This window comes from Terriglobia bacterium (assembly GCA_020073205.1).
Classification (GTDB): Bacteria; Acidobacteriota; Polarisedimenticolia; order Polarisedimenticolales; family JAIQFR01; genus JAIQFR01.
This window is the reverse complement of record JAIQFR010000016.1, coordinates 23,248-39,869: the sequence shown is the minus strand read 5'-3', so window position 1 is coordinate 39,869 and position 16,622 is coordinate 23,248. Positions and strand designations below refer to the sequence as shown.

Here is a 16,622-nt window from a genome sequence, read left to right as displayed (position 1 = left end):
GCCGCCGGGGGCGGCGAAGAGGACCTCGAATGCGACGGATCAGGACCTCCGACCGGGCGATCGCCGCCATCCCGAAGGTCGAGCTGCACCAGCATCTCGACGGCTCCATCCCCGTTCGGACCACGTGGGCGCTCATGAAGCGTCACGGCCTCAACCCGGTGGCCACCGAGCGGGAGATGAAGCGGCTCCTGCAGCTTCAGCCCGAGGACGAGGGATCGCTCCTCTCGTACCTGGACAAGTTCCACTACCCCCTTTGGATCACCCAGTTCTACGAGAACATCACCCGGGTCACCCGGGACATCCTCGACGAGGCGTACTCCCACGGGGTGAGGACGCTGGAGCTGCGGTACTCGCCGTCGATCCACACGTTCGGAGGGCTGACCCTGAGGCAGGCCATCCGGGCGGTGCTCTCCGCCATGAACGACGCGGCGCGCCGGCACGAAGACCTCGAGACGGGGCTGATCGTGATCTCGATGCGCCAGCACGGCCCCCACATCGCCAAGATCATCGCCCGGCAGGCCATCGCGGAGGCCCAGCACCTCCACGAGCGAACCGGGGTGATCGGCTTCGACCTCGCAGGGGCGGAGCGGGGGAACCCCCCGAGCTTGTTCCGGGAAGCCTACGAGATCGCTCGCCGGGGAGGGCTCGGAATGACGGTCCACGCCGGGGAGGACGAGGGGCCGGACCGCATCCGGGAAGCGGTGGACCTGCTGGGCGCCGACCGGATCGGGCATGGCTGCTCGGCGATTCGGGACCGAGCGCTCCTGAGGCGCCTCGCGCGCGATCGGATCCTGGTCGAGTGCTGCATCACGTCGAACTTCCAGACCGGGGCGGTCCGTGCCGGCGAGGTCCATCCGATCTTCACGTTCCTCGAGCACGGGATCCCGGTGGCGGTGTGCACCGACAACACCACGGTGAGCGGAACCGACCAGACCCAGGAGAACCGGTTGCTGCTCGACCGGCTGAGCGCCCGGGACGTGGCGGCCATCCACCGCCGCGCGGCGGAGCACAGCTTCATCCGGCGGATGCCGATGTTCCTCGAGCGCCGAGGGCCGCTCCGCTCGGCCGCGCGCCGAGGCTGACCCGCTTCTACTTCGTCGAGACCGTGAGGGTCAAGTAGCTGGACCGCGTGATGACCCCGTCCGCGCCGTTGACGAAGATCCCGTAGCTTCCCGTCTTCGCGCTGCTCGAAACGGTCAGCGTGAGAACGCTGTTCGCCGAGCCGTTCGCCTGTGGCAGGACGGGATTGACGGCGAACGCGTACGTGACCTTCGCCGGCACACCCTGGACCGTCAGCGTGACCGGTTTGGCGTAGCCGTTGATCGACGACACCGTGCAGGTGACGGCGCCGCTCTGGCCCTTCGGCACCGTCAGCGACGACGGACCGCAGTGGAGCGAGAAGTCGGGCACCGGCACTGCCGTCGTCGTAAAGGTGAGCGGCGCGCTCCAGCTCCCGGCGCCGCAGCCGTTGACGCCGCGGGCTCTCCAATAGTAGGTCCGGCTGTAGTCGAGGGCCGGGGCCACGGTCCACGCGCTGGATGCGAGCCCGCTCTCCGACCGGACCAGGCTGCCGAACGCGGAATCCGTCGCGACCTGCACCTCGTAGGATGTGGATCCCGAGGAGTCGCTCCAATCCAGGAGGGCCGCGATGGGAACGTCGATCGCCCCGTTCCCGGGGCTCGCGAGCGCGGGCACCGTCGGCACCCCGCAGCCGGGATCGACCGCGAACACGAGATCGTCGTGGTCGTCCCACGCTCCGGCACTGCAGGGAGTGGGGCTTCCGCCGTATCGGAACTGGGCGCGGATCGCCTGCTCGAGCCCCGAAGGCAGGTTGAATTCGCTCGAGAGCACCTGCGCGCCGCCTGACGACGGGGCGAGCGTGCCGAGCAGGACCCAGCTCGGGTTGACGACGCTCGCCGTGTGGTACAGGTCGAGCCGGTCCGAGGTGTAGCGCGCCGGGTCCGCCCAGACGGTCGTCTCGATGCGCACCGTCTTCCCCTCCCGCAGGTTGCCGGCGTCCACCGTCGATAGCCGGATCCGATCGCTCGACTCCTCCACGTGGAACGCGCCGGAGGTGCCGTCCGCGCAGGCGCCGGCGATCGTGTTGGGTGCGTTCGCCTCCGGGCCGAGGCCATCCCGGCCGCGGAGGAGAACCGACGAGTCGCAGAGGGGATTCACGGTCGAGCACCGGGGCGCTCCCCGCGTTGGATCGTAGCTGGCCGTCCCCGGCGGGGGAGGGAGGGTCGTGAAGCTGGAGACGACCCCGTAGGCGCCGGGATCGCAGGCGCTGATCGTCCGCGCTCGCCAGTAGTACGTGACCGCGTAGTCGAGCGGCGGGGAAATGCTCCAGGCGCTGCCGGCCACTTCGGACGACGCGACGATGCCGTCGAACGCCGGATCGGTCGCGACCTCGACGTCGTAGGACAGCGCCCCCGAGACGTCGCTCCAGTCGAGCGTCGGCGCGACCGCGACGCCGGTCGAGCCGCTCGGTGGGGCGAGGAGGCTCGGCGGATCCGGCGGGGCGCAGCTCGCCACGGGAGTGGCCGCGACGCAGGGGCTCGCCGGGCCGAAGCAGTTCGAGGAGGACCCCACCGCCACCACGTTGTAGGCGTAGGACCTGCCGTCGAGAAGCCCCGTGTCCTCGTACGCCGTTCCGGTGACGCCGGCGGGGGTCAGGTTCACCTTCCCGAAGTCGCAGCCCGCCTGCCCCTCCGTCCGGAGCACCCAGTAGCGCGACGCGCCGCTCACCGCGCTCCAGGACAGCGACACCCTTTCGTCCCCCGCGATGGCCGTCACCACCGGCGCCGTGGCGGGGCCGGCGGCGCAGCCGCTGTTCCTGGGGGTCGGAGTGCCGCAGGCGATACCGTGCCGATTGAAGGCCGCCTGGATCGCGGTCATGTGGGGGGTCCCGTCGCCGAGGTTCCCGTCGTCGTCGTCCGCGGCCAGCCACTGCATGTAGCCGCTGTCGGAGGCGCAGCCGTCCGACGTCTTCTTCTTGCAGGTGCACGCGTGCCACGCCCCGACGTTCCCGCTCCCCTGGTAGAACAGCTTGTTGCCGACCAGGAAGGCCGTGCTCGAGTCGTATCGGAACGGAGCGCCCCTCAGATCGCGCGCGACGAGATCCCAGGCGGCCTGACGGACGGGGGCGGCGGCGCAGTGCGTCTCGCGCCCGCATGGCCCGGAACCCGCGACGCAGCTCGAGCAGACGAATCCCACGGCGGTGTCGGGCGTGTTCGGAACGTGCTTCGCCCAATCCGCGTCCCTGAGGCCGGAGCAGTCGGTGTCGCAGTGAGCGGTCCCCACCTGGGCTTCGTTCGCGTTGATCCCCGTGCCATCCGACGTCCCGGGGCAACCCGTGGCGTACGTCGACCAGAAACCGTAGCCCACGCAGGATGCCTGGTCCCGATAGATGGCGGCGACGTCGGCGTACGCCTCGCTGGAGTTGCTGAGCAGGCCCCCGGCGTCGTTGTCGTCGAGGCCGTGTCCCCACTCGTGATCGAAGATCGCCGCGATCTCGCCGGTGTTCCGGCAGCCGCCGCCGCTCTTGAAGAAGTTGACCGTCACGTAATCGTAGAAGGCGTTGCAGGTCTGGTCGAGGTTCACGTTGGCCGTGAGCTGCCCCTTGAGCCACGTGTTGTCCGGCAGCCAGCCTCGCGCCTGCTCCGCGATCCGGTTCAGCTCGTAGAACGCGGACCGCGACGCCGGTGTGTTCCCGGCTCCTCCCGACCCCGGCGTCACGCAGTCGTGCTGTCCGTTGCTCCCCCCGAGACGCACGCTGCCGAGCGCCGTCGCGCTCAGCGGTCCGCAGGTGTCCAGGACCCTGATGTACTTTCCGCTCAGCGTGGTGGTCGCGTTGCCGCCCGTGTAGTCGAACACGCCGCCGCTGCCGGTGAAATTGGCGGGCGCCCTTAGCCCCGTATCGGCGTAGGGCATGGGAGTGCCCGGCTGCATCTCCCCGCAGAAGTCGGGCGTGGGACAGACCTCGGTGTCGGTGAGCGGATAAGCGCCGCCGACGATCTTCTGATCGACGTAGAGGTTCTTGTCCTCGAACGCGGTCAGCTCCCCCGTCTCAGCGTCCACCAGCGCCTCCCACCGCTCCGGATCGGGATCCCTCGCGAATTCGAACGACCAGACCAGGCGGTGGCCGATCCCCTTGCCGACCGGGCCGGCGAACGCCTCTCCGGACTCGTACTCGGACGGCGCGTACGGGACGATCTCGAGCGCCGGGTCCTTGACGAGCCGATCCTGCGCCCGTCTTCCCCCGGCGCGTGCGAATCCGGTCTCGAGTGCGTCCTGCCACGAGACGGCCGGGAGGGTTCGCGTGCGCACGTCCAACCAGGTCGAAGCTCCGAGGGTGACCAGGTTGCCGTGACTGAGGGTCGCGGTGACGCGCCCGTAGCGGACCGGGATGCCGTCGACCTCCTGTCCGATGCTGACCTGCCAGAGATCGTCCGTGACCCTCGTGGCTCGGACCTTCCCCAGCTGGGCCGTGTCGATGTTCAGCGCTTTCCGATTCTCCTCTACGAACCCGAGAACCAACTTCCCGACGACCTCGGCGTCGACGACCGCCACGCGGCTCCCGAGGATCCGCGAGACGTCGTCCAACGTTCGCGTGTTCCGCACGCCGTCGCCCGGAAGGAGAGGAAAGTGCCCGAGGATGTTGGTCGGCCGTCCCGATCGGGGATCGACGAAGACGTGGACGTCGGCGCCGTACCGAGCGAGGAAAGCGTCCCACTCCTGCCGGTTCGGCAGTTGCGGGAGGATTTCGGACAGCTCCACGTTGCTCGTGCTGATGCGGAGATCGGGCTTCGTCAGCTCTCTCGCTTTCGAGTCCGACTGCGTGCTCGTCGGCTGGAGCGCGTGAGCGACCGTCGCGAGAAGGCAGATGAGAACGACGAGCACGGCCGCGCAAGCGGGTCGATTGGAAGACATGGGTCACCCCCCCCCTCCGCATCCAATACGGCGACCCCACCGCAATGTCAACGAATTCCAGGCACCGAAACGAACTCCAGGAACCGCGCGGAAGTCCCGCGGCGGGGGGAGGCGGCACGGGGTTACAATGAGCCCGGAGAGGAGAGGGACCACGACATGGGCTCCGATGCCGACCGCCTGCGCATCGAGCGTCTGATCCAGCGCCAGATCCGGGAGTGGGACCTGAGGCGCAGGCTCGCCGAGGAGGGGGGGGAGGCCGCGCGCCGCGAGATCGCCCACCTTCCCGAGGGCCCCTGGGTCGCGATCGCCAAGCAGCTCGGCTCCGACGCCCGCCGCATCGCGAAAGCCCTCGGCGGGAAGCTCGGCTGGCAGCTCTTCGACAAGGAGATCGTCGAGACGATCGCCCTCGAGACCCACACCCGGGAGCGGATTCTGTCCCGCCTGGACGAGAAAGCCGTCGGAAGGTTCGACGACCTGCTCTCGGAGCTGGTCGTGCCGAACCATCTCGATCAGCTCACGTTTCTACGCGAGATGGGGAAGGTGATCTGGGCGCTGGCGCGGCAGGGGCACGTGATCCTGCTCGGTCGCGGCGCGAACTGGTTCCTGGACCCGCGCTACGGCTTGAGGGTTCGCGTCGTCGCCCCCTTCGACACCCGGGTCGCGCGCGTCTCGGAGCGCGAGAGGATCGGACCCAAGGAGGCGGCGAGCCGGGTGCGCGAGACCGACGCCTCCCGGGCCGCGTTCATCCGCCAGGTCTACCACCGCGACATCGACGACCCGCTCGGCTACGATCTCGTGCTGAACACCGAGGCCCTCGACATCGAGACCGCCGCCGAGACCGTGCACGGCACGCTCCGCCGCAAGCTGGGCGCGGTGGTCTGACGGGCGAAACCGGTCCATCTCTGAGATCATCGAACCTGCGCGGGCGAGCGTACCGAGGTCCCCGGGGCGCGCGGGGTGCCCGTGTCCCCGACGTCCGAAGCGCCCCGGCGGCGACGAAAGGAGAGAGAATCCCGATGGAAACCTACTATCGCCCTCACGACCTCGACCGCTTCTCCGAGATGGGGCTGAATCGAGAGGATCTCTGGGCGAAGTTCATGGATTACTACGGCGCGGTGTTCGCGGAGGGAGCCTTGACCGCGAGGGAGAAGGCGCTCATCGCCCTCGGCGTCGCCCACGCCGTCCAGTGCCCGTATTGCATCGACGCTTACACCCAGTCCTCGCTGCGCCACGGGGCGGACCTCGACCAGATGACCGAGGCGGTCCACGTGGCCAACGCGATTCGGGGCGGCGCGAGCCTCGTCCACGGCGTCCAGATGAGGAACGTCGCCGCGGGCCTGGGCCTCGAGAGCCGATGAGCGGTTCCGAGCGTATCGGCCCGCGGGACCAGCTCCTCGCCCTCGAGGCGGCCGGAGCCCCGGAGTTCGACGACGTGCTCGAGCGCCACGGCGTCGAGCGGCTCGAGGCCGACGGGGTCGAGGTCCTCCAGGTGAACGTCGGCCGGGTCTGCAACCAGACCTGCGCGCACTGTCACGTGGACGCCGGCCCGCACCGGACGGAATCCATGGGAAGGGAGGTCGCGGAGCAGTGCGTCGAGATGCTCGGCCGTTCGGGGATCCCCACGCTGGACATCACCGGCGGCGCCCCGGAGCTGAACCCGAGCTTCAGGTGGCTCGTCGAGCGGGGCCGCGCCCTCGGCCGACGGGTGATCGACCGGTGCAACCTGACGATCCTGCTGGTGCCCGCCTACGCCGACCTGCCGGACTTTCTCGCAGCGCACCGGGTTGAGGTGGTGGCCTCGCTGCCGTCGTTCCGGCCGCTCGGGACGAACGGGCAGCGCGGCCAAGGGGTGTTCGAGAAGAGCCTCGAAGCGCTCCGGCGGCTCAACCGGGCCGGCTACGGCGGCGGAGGGGACCTCAGGCTCCACCTGGTCCACAACCCGGTGGGGGCGTTCCTCCCCGCGAGCGAAGCGTCCCTCGAGCGGGAGTACCGGCGTGAGCTCGAGGGGCGGCACGGCGTCGTGTTCGACGAGCTGCACACGCTCACCAACATGCCGATCGGCCGGTTTCTCGAATCGCTCGAGGGCACGAACGGCCTCGAGAGGTACCTGCGCCTCCTCGTGGACTCGTTCAACCCCGCCGCCGCGAGGTCGGTCATGTGCCTTACGTATCTCTCGGTCGGGTGGGACGGGACGCTCTACGACTGCGACTTCAATCAGATGCTCGGTCTGGCGGTCGACCATGGCGCGCCGCGGACCCTCGCCGAGCTGCTGCGCACCGGCATCGTCCGGCGCCGCGTGGTGACGGGGCCGCACTGCTTCGGCTGCGCGGCGGGCTCGGGCTCCTCCTGCGGAGGCACCCTCACGAAGGGCTGAGAAGTTCCGGCCACACCGTCGCCAGAGCGCGGAGATCCTCGGGGGTGTCGAGATCGCGCAGCGTCTCGAGCAGCTTCACCCGGGCGCCGGCGCGCTCCAGGAGTTCGAGGGTCGCACGCGCCACCCGCTCGGTGGACCAGGGCACGTCGCGGAAGACGGGGAGAGGACGGGACAGGCCGAGGAGGTAGTAGCCGCCGTCCCTCGCCGGCCCCAGCACCGCATCGAACTCGTCGAGGGCGTCGAAGGCCCGCGCGAGGAGCGCCGCGTTGACGTCGGGACAATCGGTCCCGATCGCGACGACGTTTCGCGCGCCCTCGGCGAACGCCGCGGCGAAACCGCGCTCGAGGCGGGCGCCGAGATCCTCCGCGGGCTGCGGCCGCGTGTCGAACCGAGGGCCGATCCACGCCGCAGCGTCCCGGACCCGTTCGGCGGGATCGACCCAGGCGATTCGCGAGATCGCCGTCCGGTCGAGGCTCGAGGCCTGGCGCAGGACCTGCTCCGCCACGCGCCGGTAGACCGCCGCCGCACCCTCCTCTCCGAGGAGCGGGACGAGGCGCGTCTTGGTCCGTCCCGGAATCGGATACCTCAGGAAGACGAGGAGAGCCTCTCTGCGGTCCGGGGACGCGCCTGCCATCACGCCCGCTCTCGGATGCGGGCCAGCCGCGCCGCCGAGACGCCCAGCCGCTCCAGGACGAGGAGCGCGAGATCCGTTCCGCTGCTCCGCAAGAGCCCGCGAGTCTCCCAGCGCCTCGGCGAGGTCGGGAGCGGCATCGGGAGCCGCGCGAGCCTTCCCCTCCGCCTCGCTTCGCGCACCAGGTAGACGTCCTCGAACAGCGGAACGTCGCGGAACCCGCCGATCGCGTCGAAGGTCGCGCGACGGAGGAAGAGCCCCTGGTCGCCGAACGGCAGCCCGAAGAGCCTCACCCGCGCCGCCACCCCGTACTCCAGCAACCGGTACGCCCGCCGATCGCCGTCGAGCCGGAACCTGAAGGCGCCCAGGGAGGTCCCGGGGTCGTCGAGCGCCCGGCGGATCGCGGCGACTGCGCCCGGCCGCGGGACGCAGTCCGCGTGGAGGAACCAGAGGAGCTCGCCGGACGTCCCGGCGGCCCCGGCGTTCATCTGGCGCGCCCTCCCCCGCGGAGCGACGATCACCCGCACTCCCTCGAACGACCGAGCGACTTCACGGGTCCGGTCCCGGCTCCCGCCGTCCACGACCACCGCTTCCCAGGGAGCCGCCTCCGAGGTCAGCGCCGCGAGGCATCGCGCCAGCGGGCGCTCCTCGTCGAGGACCGGGATCACGATGCTCACGAGGCTGCTGCCGGACACGTCCGTTCCTCTCGGTTTGCGGTCGGCGGGCCAGGCCGCGCGAAACCTCGCCGGCCCACCGGCAACCAACTATACGGAATCCACAAGGCAGCGAAAGACCGAGGAGGGAAGCTGGAGTGGCCGAGGAGTATCCCCGCACGGCTCTCCGCCTGCTGGCCGCTCTCGCGGCGATCCTGTTGCTCTTCGCGTTCGGCCGCCGGGCGGCCGGTCTGCTGCCGCAACTCACGGGCTCGGTGGCGGCGCTCGGCGCGTGGGGCCCCGTGGCGTTCGTCGCCGGGTACGCGGTCGCCACGATCGCCTTCGTGCCGGGCTCGGTGCTGACCCTCGCCGCGGGGGCGATCTTCGGCCTCGCGGCGGGGACGGTCTACACGCTCCTCGGCGCGACGCTCGGCGCCTCGCTGGCGTTCCTGATCGCCCGTTACGCCGCGCGCGGGCCGGTCGAGAGGCGCCTCGCCGGGAGTCCGCGGTTCGCGGCGCTCGACCGGGCGATCGGCGCCGAGGGGCGGAAGATCGTGTTCCTGCTCCGCCTCTCCCCTGTCTTCCCGTTCAACCTGCTGAACTACGCGCTCGGCCTCACCCGCGTCCGGTTCTCGGACTACCTGACGGCGTCCGCCGGAATGATCCCGGGAACGGTGCTCTACGTGTACTACGGCAAGGTCATCGGGGACGTCGCGTCGCTCGCCGGCGGCGCCGGGGTGAGCCGCGGCGCCGGTTACTGGACGGTGACGGTGCTGGGCCTCGCGGCGACGGTCGCGGCCACGGTCCTGATCACGAGGGCGGCCCGCCGCGCGCTCGCCAGCGCGGAAGCGAGCCGATGAGCCCTTCGCTCGACGAGTTCGACCGGGCGCTCCTCGATCAGGTCCACCCCGGCGACTGGACGAACCCCGAGCCTCTCGACCGCTATCACCTCGTCGTGGTCGGCGCGGGGACCGGAGGACTCGTGTCGGCAGCCGGCGCCGCGGCGCTCGGGGCGAAGGTCGCCCTGGTCGAGCGGCACCTCATGGGGGGCGATTGCCTCAACGTCGGGTGCGTTCCGTCGAAAGCCCTCCTCGGAGCCGCGCGAGCGTGGCGTGGCGCGGGTCATGCCGCGTCCGGATACGGCGGACCTCCGGTCGCGGGCCCGGGCGACTTTGAAGCGGCGATGCGGCGGATGCGTCGCCTCCGCGCCAGTCTCGCGCCCCACGACGGCGCGCGGCGGTTCGCGGAGCTGGGCGTCCATGTCTTCCTCGGCCAAGGGACGTTCGTCGCGCCGGACGCCCTCGAGGTGGACGGCCGCACGCTCCGCTTCCGCCGGGCGGTGATCGCCACCGGCGCCCGCGCCGCCGTCCCGCCGATCCCGGGGCTCGCCGAAGCAGGCTACCTGACCAACGAGACGATCTTCTCCCTCACGGAGCTGCCGGAGAGCCTGGCGGTGATCGGCGCCGGACCCGTGGGCTGTGAGATGGCGCAGGCCTTCGCGCGATTCGGCAGCCGGGTGTCGCTGTTCGACGGGCGCGACAGGATCCTCCCGCGCGACGACCCGGACGCCGCCGACGTCGTGCGTCTCGCCCTCGCGCGGGACGGGGTCGATCTCCACCTGGGCACGCGGATCCTGCAGATGGAGCGGGAGGACGGCCGGACGCGGGTGCGTTACGAGCGGGAGGGCAGGGAGCTTTCCGTCACGGCCTCCCACCTGCTCGTGGCGGCGGGGCGCGCGCCGAACGTCGAGGGACTCGGGCTCGAGGCGGCGGGGGTCGCGTTCGACCGGAGCGGTGTCGCGATCGACGATCGGATGCGCACCTCCAACCGGCGCATCTACGCGGTGGGGGACGTCGCCCCGCTGCACAAGTTCACCCACGCCGCGGACGCGCACGCTCGCATCGTCCTGGCCAACGCGCTGTTCTTCGGCCGGTCGCGGGTGAGCCGGCTCGTGGTGCCCTGGTGCACCTACACCAGCCCCGAGCTGGCCCACGCTGGGATGAGCCTCGCCGAGGCCGAGCGGACGGGCTCGGAGGTCGAGACGATCACGGTCCCGATGAGCGACGTGGACCGGGCGGTCCTCGACGGGGAGGACGAGGGGTTCCTCAGGGTGCACTTCGCGAAGGGGTCCGGCCGGATCCTGGGGGCGACGCTGGTCGCGGAGAACGCCGGCGACCTGATCGGCGAGCTGACGCTCGCCATCACCACTGGGGCGAGCCTGGGCGCGATCGGACGCACCATCCATCCTTACCCCACCCGGTCGGAGGTGATCCGGAAAGCCGCGGACGCGTGGAGGCGGACGAAGCTGACCCCGCGAACGAGACGGGTCCTGTCCCTGGTCCTTCGATTGCTACGGTAGGCCCGCGGGTCTCACCGGGTAGGCGTTTCGAATCTCCACACGAGGTTTCCGCCGTCGGCGCGGGCGACCCCCTTGGCCTTGTTGGTCCCGTCCACGAACGCCAGGAACGAGTACTTGCCGTAGTGGGTGAGCTTGCGGCCGGCGGAGCGGATCCCGTCGGCGGACAGACCAAAGAAGAGGCCGAGGCCGCGCGCCGGGTTCGCGGGATTGCGGCCGATGCCGAGGAGCGCGGCACCTCCCTGCCGGTACTCGGTCCCCTGGACGGTGAAGCCCGCCGCTTCCGCCGCGACCTCCTTCGGGAGCCCGACGAGCAGGGACTTGAGCGGCTCTCCCGTGGGCAGGCCGAGGAGGAACACCGAGCGGCCGGAGAGATCGTCCGGCTTCACCTGCGACGCGTCCTTCACCTCTCCCTCGCCGGTCCGGGTCAGGGTCGAGGCCACCTCCCGGTAGGCCGCCGTGACTTCCTTCGCCGCGCCGTCGTCCACGACGAACAGGGTCTTGGGATCGCCCAAGAGGAGCGAGAGCACCGGCGGCATCTCGGCAGGATCGAGCCGCCTGAAGAGATCCTGCTCCGGGTCCGCGCGGAGCGTCTCCGGCCGGAACGGAAGCTCCACCGCAAACTCCGACGCCGCTTCCACCGAATCCACCGTCCTGCGCTCCACGCGCTCCCCCGCCTGGAACGCGAGAGGAACGCCGAGCCGCCAGAGACCTCCGTCCTGGACGATCCGCCCGCTCACCTTCCACCGCTTCTCCGCGGCTCCGTCTTCCTCGGCGAGGGCGACTCCCGCGAGCGAGAGGCGCGGCGCCCCGTCCCGCTTCACCCACTGCTCGAAGAAGCCGGTGAGGTCCTCCCCCGCCTCGCGGGAGAACATCGCCCGCCAGTCCTGCCACGAGGCCGCCTCGAACTTCTTCTCGGCGTACATCCGGCGCAGCGCCGCGTCGAAGTGCTCCTTGCCGATGCGCCGCTCGACCATGTGGAAGACCATCATCGACTTTCCGTAGCCGATGGCCCGGGTCGCGGGGGTCGAGCGCTCGGTGAACTCGGCGAGCGGGAAGTCGCGCCCGGGCTCCGAGACGTAGTTCGTGAAGTCCCGCGCCGCCTCGCGGCGATATTCGGCGGCGGCTTCGGGGCTCTCGAGGACCTTGTAGTGGTAGTCGGCGACGTAGGTGGTCAGCCCCTCGCACCAGTTGCCCGCCGACTCGTCCACGAACACGCCGTTCCCCCACCAGTTGTGGGCCACCTCGTGGCCGAGGGAGGTCCCGACGATGAACGGGAGCCGCATCACGTCGCGTCCCAAGAGCGTGAAGCCCGGCATGCCGTACCCCGTGGAGTAGAAGTTCTCCACCACGGTGAAGCGGTCGTAGGGGTAGGGGCCGAACCAGTCGGAGTACATGTCGAGGTAGCGGCCGACCGCCTTGAGGTACGACTCGGCCAGCTCCACGTCTTCCGGGAACAGATAGGCCGCGATCTTGATCCCCTTGTGGTCCTCCTGGATCCGCTTCCACCGGCCCGCCACGAGGTCGATCCCGTCCTTGGGCCAGCGCCCCTCGAAGAGGGTGCGGGTCCCCTTCTGGGTCTCCTCCCTCGCCCTGAGGCTCCCCTCGGTCATCGCCTCCCAGCCCGGCGGCAGGTCGACCTGGACCCGCACGGTGCTCCGCGCCGGCAACGGGAGGGTCGGATACCAGGCGCACGTCGGTGTCAGGAACACCCCTTCGGCCTGGATGGTCCCCTCGCTCTGGTCGGCGATCCGCTCCCTCGAGAACTGCGCCACGCTCGGCGGGTCGAAGATCGTTCCGTCGTAGCGCACCACGTACCGGTGTCGCCCCGGCCTCGCCGCGGGCAGCCGGACGGCGACACGGGTCTTGCCGCCCTTCTCGGCCGGGGGCGTCACGTCGAGCTTCGCTGCCTTCCCGTCGACGAGGACTTTCCGGACGGTGAGCCCATTGTGCATCTCGAACACGGCGCCGCCGGCGGCCGGGCTCTCGAGTTCGATCGTCGCCGTCGCCTCGATCCGGTGAGAGGCGGGATCGAGCTTAACCGAGAGGTCGATCGTCGGCGAGGTGCCGGCAGGGGGCCGGGCGGCGGTAAGCGCGGGTGCAGCGAGCATCGCGAGGAACGAGAGGAGGACCGGGTTCCGGCGCGTCATGGCCACCTCGTTCGGCCAGCCTCCCGACGGGGCTACCGGCCGATCACAGCTGCAGCTGCTCCTGGGCTTTCTTCACGTCACCAGCGGCCGCCCTCAGGGCACGCAGCTCGTCGGGCTCGAGCTTCAGCTCGAGGACCCGCTCCACCCCTTCCGAGCCGAGGACGACCGGGACCCCGAGGAAGACGCCGTCGATCCCGTACTCCCCCTCGAGCCAGGCGGTGCACGGGAGGACCTTCTTCTTGTCCTTCACCACGGACTCGACCATCTCGACGACACCGGCGGCGGGGGCGTGATAGGCCGACCCGGTCTTGAGGAGCCCGACGATCTCGGCGTCCCCCCGGACGGTGCGCGCGACCAGCTCCTCGATCCTGTCCGCCGGCAGCAGCTCCACGAGGGGAACGCCGCCCACGGTCGCGAGCCGCGGAAGCGGGACCATGGCGTCGCCGTGGCTCCCCAGCACCAGCGCCTGCACGCTCTCGACCGAGACGCAAAGCTCCATCGCGATGAACGAGCGGAAGCGCGCGGCGTCCAGGATCCCAAGCATGCCGACCACCCGCTCCCTCGGGAGCGCGGCGACCGTCTTCGCGACCCAGGCCATCACGTCGACGGGGTTCGAGACCACGATGACCAGCGCGTCGGGCGACCCCGATCTCACCTGCTCGGCGCACGACTGGACGATCTCGGCGTTCCTCCGGAGGAGGTCGCTAAGTCCCATTCCCGGCTTCCGGGCCAGCCCCGCGGTGATCACGACGACGTCGGAGCCCCGGACGTCCTCGCGGGCGTTCGTCCCCTTGATCCTCGAATCGAACCCGTGGACCGGGCTCGACTCGAAGAGGTCGAGGCCCTTGCCCTGCGGGATCCCCTCGAGGATGTCCAGCAGGACGACGTCGCCCAGCTCCTTCTGGGCGCAGCCGATGGCCACGTGCTCCCCGACGTAGCCTCCGCCGATCACCGTGATCTTCTTCCGCAAAAGGCGCCTCAGTACTGGACGAGCGAGCCGTCCTTCTTGGCCTTACGGATCGCGATCCGCGAGAAGAAGAGCCCCAGGGGGAGCAGGATCACGGTCAGGATCGCGAGGTTGAGGATGTCGTGGCGGAGATCGGCGTACCCCTTTCCCTGGAGCAACGCTCCCCGGACCACCTCGAGCGACCAGGTGATCGGAAGGAACCCCGAGACCCACTGGATCGAGCCGGGGAGGAGCTTCGACGGAAAGAACACGTTGCCGAAAAAGGTCGTGAGCGCCGAGAGGAAGAAGTTGATCGGGTCGCCGCGCTTGAAGTACAGGATGAACGAGGCCGACAGGATCCCGAGACCGGCGGACGACAGGAGCGTCAGGAAGATCCCGACCGCGAGCGTTCCCAGGCTGGTCGTGTGGAGCTTCACACCGAACACCAGCGTGGCGAAGAGTAGGTAGATCGCGACCCGGATCGCTCCGTACGCGAAGTCCCAGGCCGCCTCCGAGAAGATCACGATCGAGGTGGGGGTCGGGGACACCAGCATGGCTTCGAGCGTCCCCAGCATCTGCTCGCTCCTTATCTTCGCGGAGAACGAGTAGAGGGCCGTGGAGAAATAGTACTGGAACGCCAGCCCGACCAGGATCCACGGGAACGGCTCGATCCCGTTGAGCCCCTCGGTCTTCGGGTTCATCATCTTCGCGACGAAGTAGAACGCCGCCACCGAGAACAGCATCCCGCCCACCTGGAGCAGGAACGCCACGCGGTACGACACCTCCGATTGGAAGTCCCGCTTGAGGAACGCCAGGAGCTTCCTCAGGCCGCGGATCACGCCCCCTCCCCTCCCGCCTGTTGCTCGAGGATGCGGGAGAACGCCTCCTCGAGGTCCGGCTCGATCCGGTCGCACGCGTGGATCACGCCGCCGCCCGCCAGCACGAGTCGCAGCACGTCGTCGAGCCGCGCGTCCGGCGCGAGGGCGAGGGTCACGCGGCGGATGCCGTTGAGCGGCTCGTCGGCCACGACGCGGAAGGGTCCGGCAAGCTCCTGGGGCCACGAGGCCAACTCGAGGCGGAAGCGCCGCTCGTCCACCCCCCAGTGCCGGACCTCGTCCACGGTGCCGATCTCCAGGACCTTGCCCTTGACCAGGATCGCCACCCGGTCGCAGAGCGTCTCCGCCTCGCGCAGGTTGTGGGTCGCGAGGAGCACCGTCTTTCCGTCCCGCTTCTTCAGCTCGTCGCGGATGAAGACCCTGAGCGTCATCGCGGACGAGGGGTCGAGGCTCCGCGTCGGCTCGTCCATGAAGAGGATCGGAGGGTCGTGGAGCAGCGCGCGGGCGATCGCGAGGCGCTGCTTCATCCCGGAGGAGTAGTCGGCGAATCGCCGGTCCGCCGCCTCCACCATGTCCACCCGGGCCAGGAGCTCGTCGATGCGGGACTTGGTGCGCCGCCTGGGGACGTCGTAGAGCCGCGAGAAGAAGTCCAGGTTCTCCCGGCCGGAGAGTCTCCAGTAGAACGACCTCTCGTCGGTGTGGACGAGGCCGATCTTCGGCTTGACCTTCCCCTCGTGGCGAACGTCCTCTCCGCCGACCACGGCCCGGCCGCGATCGGGGAGCACCAGGCAGGACAGGATCTTGAGAAGGGTCGTCTTGCCCGCGCCGTTCGGCCCGAGGAGCCCGAAGATCTCCCCCTTCTGGACGTGAAGGTCCACGCCGCGAAGCGCCTCCACCCGCTCCGCCCGGCGGAACGGGTGACGGAGCAGCTCGCCGAGCTGTCGCTTCTTGGCGAAGGACTTCTCGACCTGGAAGGTCTCGACGGCGAAGTTCACGCGGCCCTACCTCCTAAAGCGGGAGATTGTAGCCCAGAGGGGGGAATGCTGCGCCGGGATCGATCGAAGCCCCACTAATCTAACCCATCGAAACGTAAGGGATCGGCCGGCACCCAGCGCTTGAGTTATTCCTTCTCCTTCACCACCGGCGCGAGCCACTCGCCGGGAGCGAAGCCGTCCCTGGGGCGCCAGATGGGGTCGATCAATGGCTGCCGCCACAAGACCGGGTGGAACTGGGTGACGTCGCTCGAGGGCGTGTACGCGGGCAGCGGCGACCAGATCGGGTCGATGGTCGTCTGCGCCCAGACGACCGGGTTGAATTGGGTCGCGTCTTTCCCCTGGTACGCGTTGGTGGGATACCACCGGAACGACATCGGCGAGCCCTGGAACAGCGCCGGGGGACGGCCGAAGGCGGCGAGCGACTCGCGGCGGCCCGGAAGCGTAAGCTCGGGCCCCGCCAGCGTCATCGGGCCCGCGTACACGAGGCCCGTGGGTGGCTTCGCGTCCCCGCCGGTGAGACGCATCTCTTTGACCAGCTCGACGGGCACGGCGATCACGTTATCGCGGTTCGTGGTGAGGAAGTAGGTATTCCCTTTCCGCTCCACCGAGCGGCCGCGGAGCAGCGTCCCGTCCACGAGCACCAGGTCCGCGCCGGCCCATACCGCCGTGGCGAGGAACCCGAGGACGGCCATGATCGTCGCCAAGCGCCTCAAGGGGCGCCTCCCTTCGCTCTTAATGATAGGCCCCAG

The 16,622-nt window shown here is 70.0% G+C and carries 14 protein-coding genes; 6 read left to right on the top strand and 8 right to left on the bottom strand.

Annotated elements, in window-relative coordinates:
• The first annotated feature begins 29 nt into the window (after window positions 1-29).
• Window positions 30-1,082: an adenosine deaminase gene (gene add, locus LAO51_05445; GenBank protein MBZ5638190.1), complete on the top strand. Its 1,053-nt coding sequence runs from the start codon at window positions 30-32 to the stop codon at window positions 1,080-1,082.
• A 7-nt stretch (window positions 1,083-1,089) separates the two neighbouring features.
• Here the strand turns inward: add and LAO51_05440 are convergent, their stop codons facing one another.
• The gene (locus LAO51_05440; protein MBZ5638189.1) at window positions 1,090-4,932 is read right to left on the bottom strand and encodes an endopeptidase; all 3,843 of its coding nucleotides are present in this window, start codon (window positions 4,930-4,932) and stop codon (window positions 1,090-1,092) included.
• Between the two features lie 156 nt (window positions 4,933-5,088).
• Here LAO51_05440 and LAO51_05435 point away from each other — a divergent pair, with 156 nt between their 5' ends.
• The 3 genes from LAO51_05435 (at window position 5,089) to arsS (ending at window position 7,306) form a co-directional block, all read left to right on the top strand.
• Window positions 5,089-5,814 (top strand): cytidylate kinase-like family protein, encoded by a 726-nt coding sequence (locus tag LAO51_05435; GenBank protein ID MBZ5638188.1) that lies wholly within the window; start codon window positions 5,089-5,091, stop codon window positions 5,812-5,814.
• 134 nt (window positions 5,815-5,948) lie between these two features.
• Window positions 5,949-6,290, top strand: coding sequence for an arsenosugar biosynthesis-associated peroxidase-like protein (locus tag LAO51_05430; protein MBZ5638187.1), 342 nt, complete (start codon window positions 5,949-5,951; stop codon window positions 6,288-6,290).
• Window positions 6,287-7,306, top strand: coding sequence for an arsenosugar biosynthesis radical SAM protein ArsS (gene arsS, locus LAO51_05425; protein MBZ5638186.1), 1,020 nt, complete (start codon window positions 6,287-6,289; stop codon window positions 7,304-7,306). Before LAO51_05430 ends, arsS begins: the two co-directional genes overlap by 4 nt.
• Here arsS and LAO51_05420 read toward each other — a convergent pair.
• Both LAO51_05420 and LAO51_05415 read right to left on the bottom strand, forming a co-directional pair.
• Entirely contained in the window at window positions 7,293-7,940 is a 648-nt protein-coding gene (locus tag LAO51_05420; protein MBZ5638185.1) for a TIGR04282 family arsenosugar biosynthesis glycosyltransferase, read from the bottom strand. The genes arsS and LAO51_05420 overlap by 14 nt on opposite strands.
• The gene (locus LAO51_05415) at window positions 7,940-8,632 is read right to left on the bottom strand and encodes a TIGR04283 family arsenosugar biosynthesis glycosyltransferase (GenBank protein ID MBZ5638184.1); all 693 of its coding nucleotides are present in this window, start codon (window positions 8,630-8,632) and stop codon (window positions 7,940-7,942) included. The genes LAO51_05420 and LAO51_05415 overlap by 1 nt, the downstream gene beginning before the upstream one ends.
• Window positions 8,633-8,841: 209 nt before the next feature.
• Between LAO51_05415 and LAO51_05410 the strand changes: the two genes are divergently transcribed.
• Together LAO51_05410 and LAO51_05405 are read left to right on the top strand one after the other, a co-directional pair.
• Complete coding sequence (locus LAO51_05410) at window positions 8,842-9,450, top strand: TVP38/TMEM64 family protein (protein MBZ5638183.1); 609 nt, start codon at window positions 8,842-8,844, stop codon at window positions 9,448-9,450.
• Window positions 9,447-10,949 carry a mercuric reductase gene (locus LAO51_05405; GenBank protein ID MBZ5638182.1) on the top strand — a complete coding sequence of 501 codons (1,503 nt, stop codon included), beginning with the start codon at window positions 9,447-9,449 and terminating at the stop codon, window positions 10,947-10,949. Before LAO51_05410 ends, LAO51_05405 begins: the two co-directional genes overlap by 4 nt.
• 11 nt (window positions 10,950-10,960) lie before the next feature.
• Here the strand turns inward: LAO51_05405 and LAO51_05400 are convergent, their stop codons facing one another.
• The 5 genes from LAO51_05400 to LAO51_05380 all read right to left on the bottom strand — a co-directional run bounded on the left by LAO51_05400 (window position 10,961) and on the right by LAO51_05380 (window position 16,586).
• Window positions 10,961-13,096 carry a hypothetical protein gene (locus tag LAO51_05400; protein MBZ5638181.1) on the bottom strand — a complete coding sequence of 712 codons (2,136 nt, stop codon included), beginning with the start codon at window positions 13,094-13,096 and terminating at the stop codon, window positions 10,961-10,963.
• 43 nt (window positions 13,097-13,139) lie between these two features.
• Window positions 13,140-14,066: a malate dehydrogenase gene (gene mdh / locus LAO51_05395; GenBank protein MBZ5638180.1), complete on the bottom strand. Its 927-nt coding sequence runs from the start codon at window positions 14,064-14,066 to the stop codon at window positions 13,140-13,142.
• An 8-nt stretch (window positions 14,067-14,074) separates the two neighbouring features.
• Complete coding sequence (locus LAO51_05390; GenBank protein MBZ5638179.1) at window positions 14,075-14,881, bottom strand: ABC transporter permease; 807 nt, start codon at window positions 14,879-14,881, stop codon at window positions 14,075-14,077.
• On the bottom strand, window positions 14,878-15,873 hold the full coding sequence (locus LAO51_05385) for an ABC transporter ATP-binding protein (protein MBZ5638178.1): 996 nt from the start codon (window positions 15,871-15,873) through the stop codon (window positions 14,878-14,880). The genes LAO51_05390 and LAO51_05385 overlap by 4 nt, the downstream gene beginning before the upstream one ends.
• 125 nt (window positions 15,874-15,998) lie before the next feature.
• A complete protein-coding gene (locus LAO51_05380) occupies window positions 15,999-16,586 on the bottom strand; it encodes a hypothetical protein (GenBank protein ID MBZ5638177.1) in 588 nt (195 codons plus the stop codon).
• Window positions 16,587-16,622 lie beyond the last annotated feature (36 nt).

Bases quoted from the DNA above. Each gene is read 5' to 3' on its own strand.
- add (MBZ5638190.1), top strand. From the start codon at position 30: ATGCGACGGATCAGGACCTCCGACCGGGCGATCGCCGCCATCCCGAAG.
- LAO51_05440 (MBZ5638189.1), bottom strand. From the start codon at position 4,932: ATGTCTTCCAATCGACCCGCTTGCGCGGCCGTGCTCGTCGTTCTCATC.
- LAO51_05435 (MBZ5638188.1), top strand. From the start codon at position 5,089: ATGGGCTCCGATGCCGACCGCCTGCGCATCGAGCGTCTGATCCAGCGC.
- LAO51_05430 (MBZ5638187.1), top strand. From the start codon at position 5,949: ATGGAAACCTACTATCGCCCTCACGACCTCGACCGCTTCTCCGAGATG.
- arsS (MBZ5638186.1), top strand. From the start codon at position 6,287: ATGAGCGGTTCCGAGCGTATCGGCCCGCGGGACCAGCTCCTCGCCCTC.
- LAO51_05420 (MBZ5638185.1), bottom strand. From the start codon at position 7,940: ATGGCAGGCGCGTCCCCGGACCGCAGAGAGGCTCTCCTCGTCTTCCTG.
- LAO51_05405 (MBZ5638182.1), top strand. From the start codon at position 9,447: ATGAGCCCTTCGCTCGACGAGTTCGACCGGGCGCTCCTCGATCAGGTC.
- LAO51_05400 (MBZ5638181.1), bottom strand. From the start codon at position 13,096: ATGACGCGCCGGAACCCGGTCCTCCTCTCGTTCCTCGCGATGCTCGCT.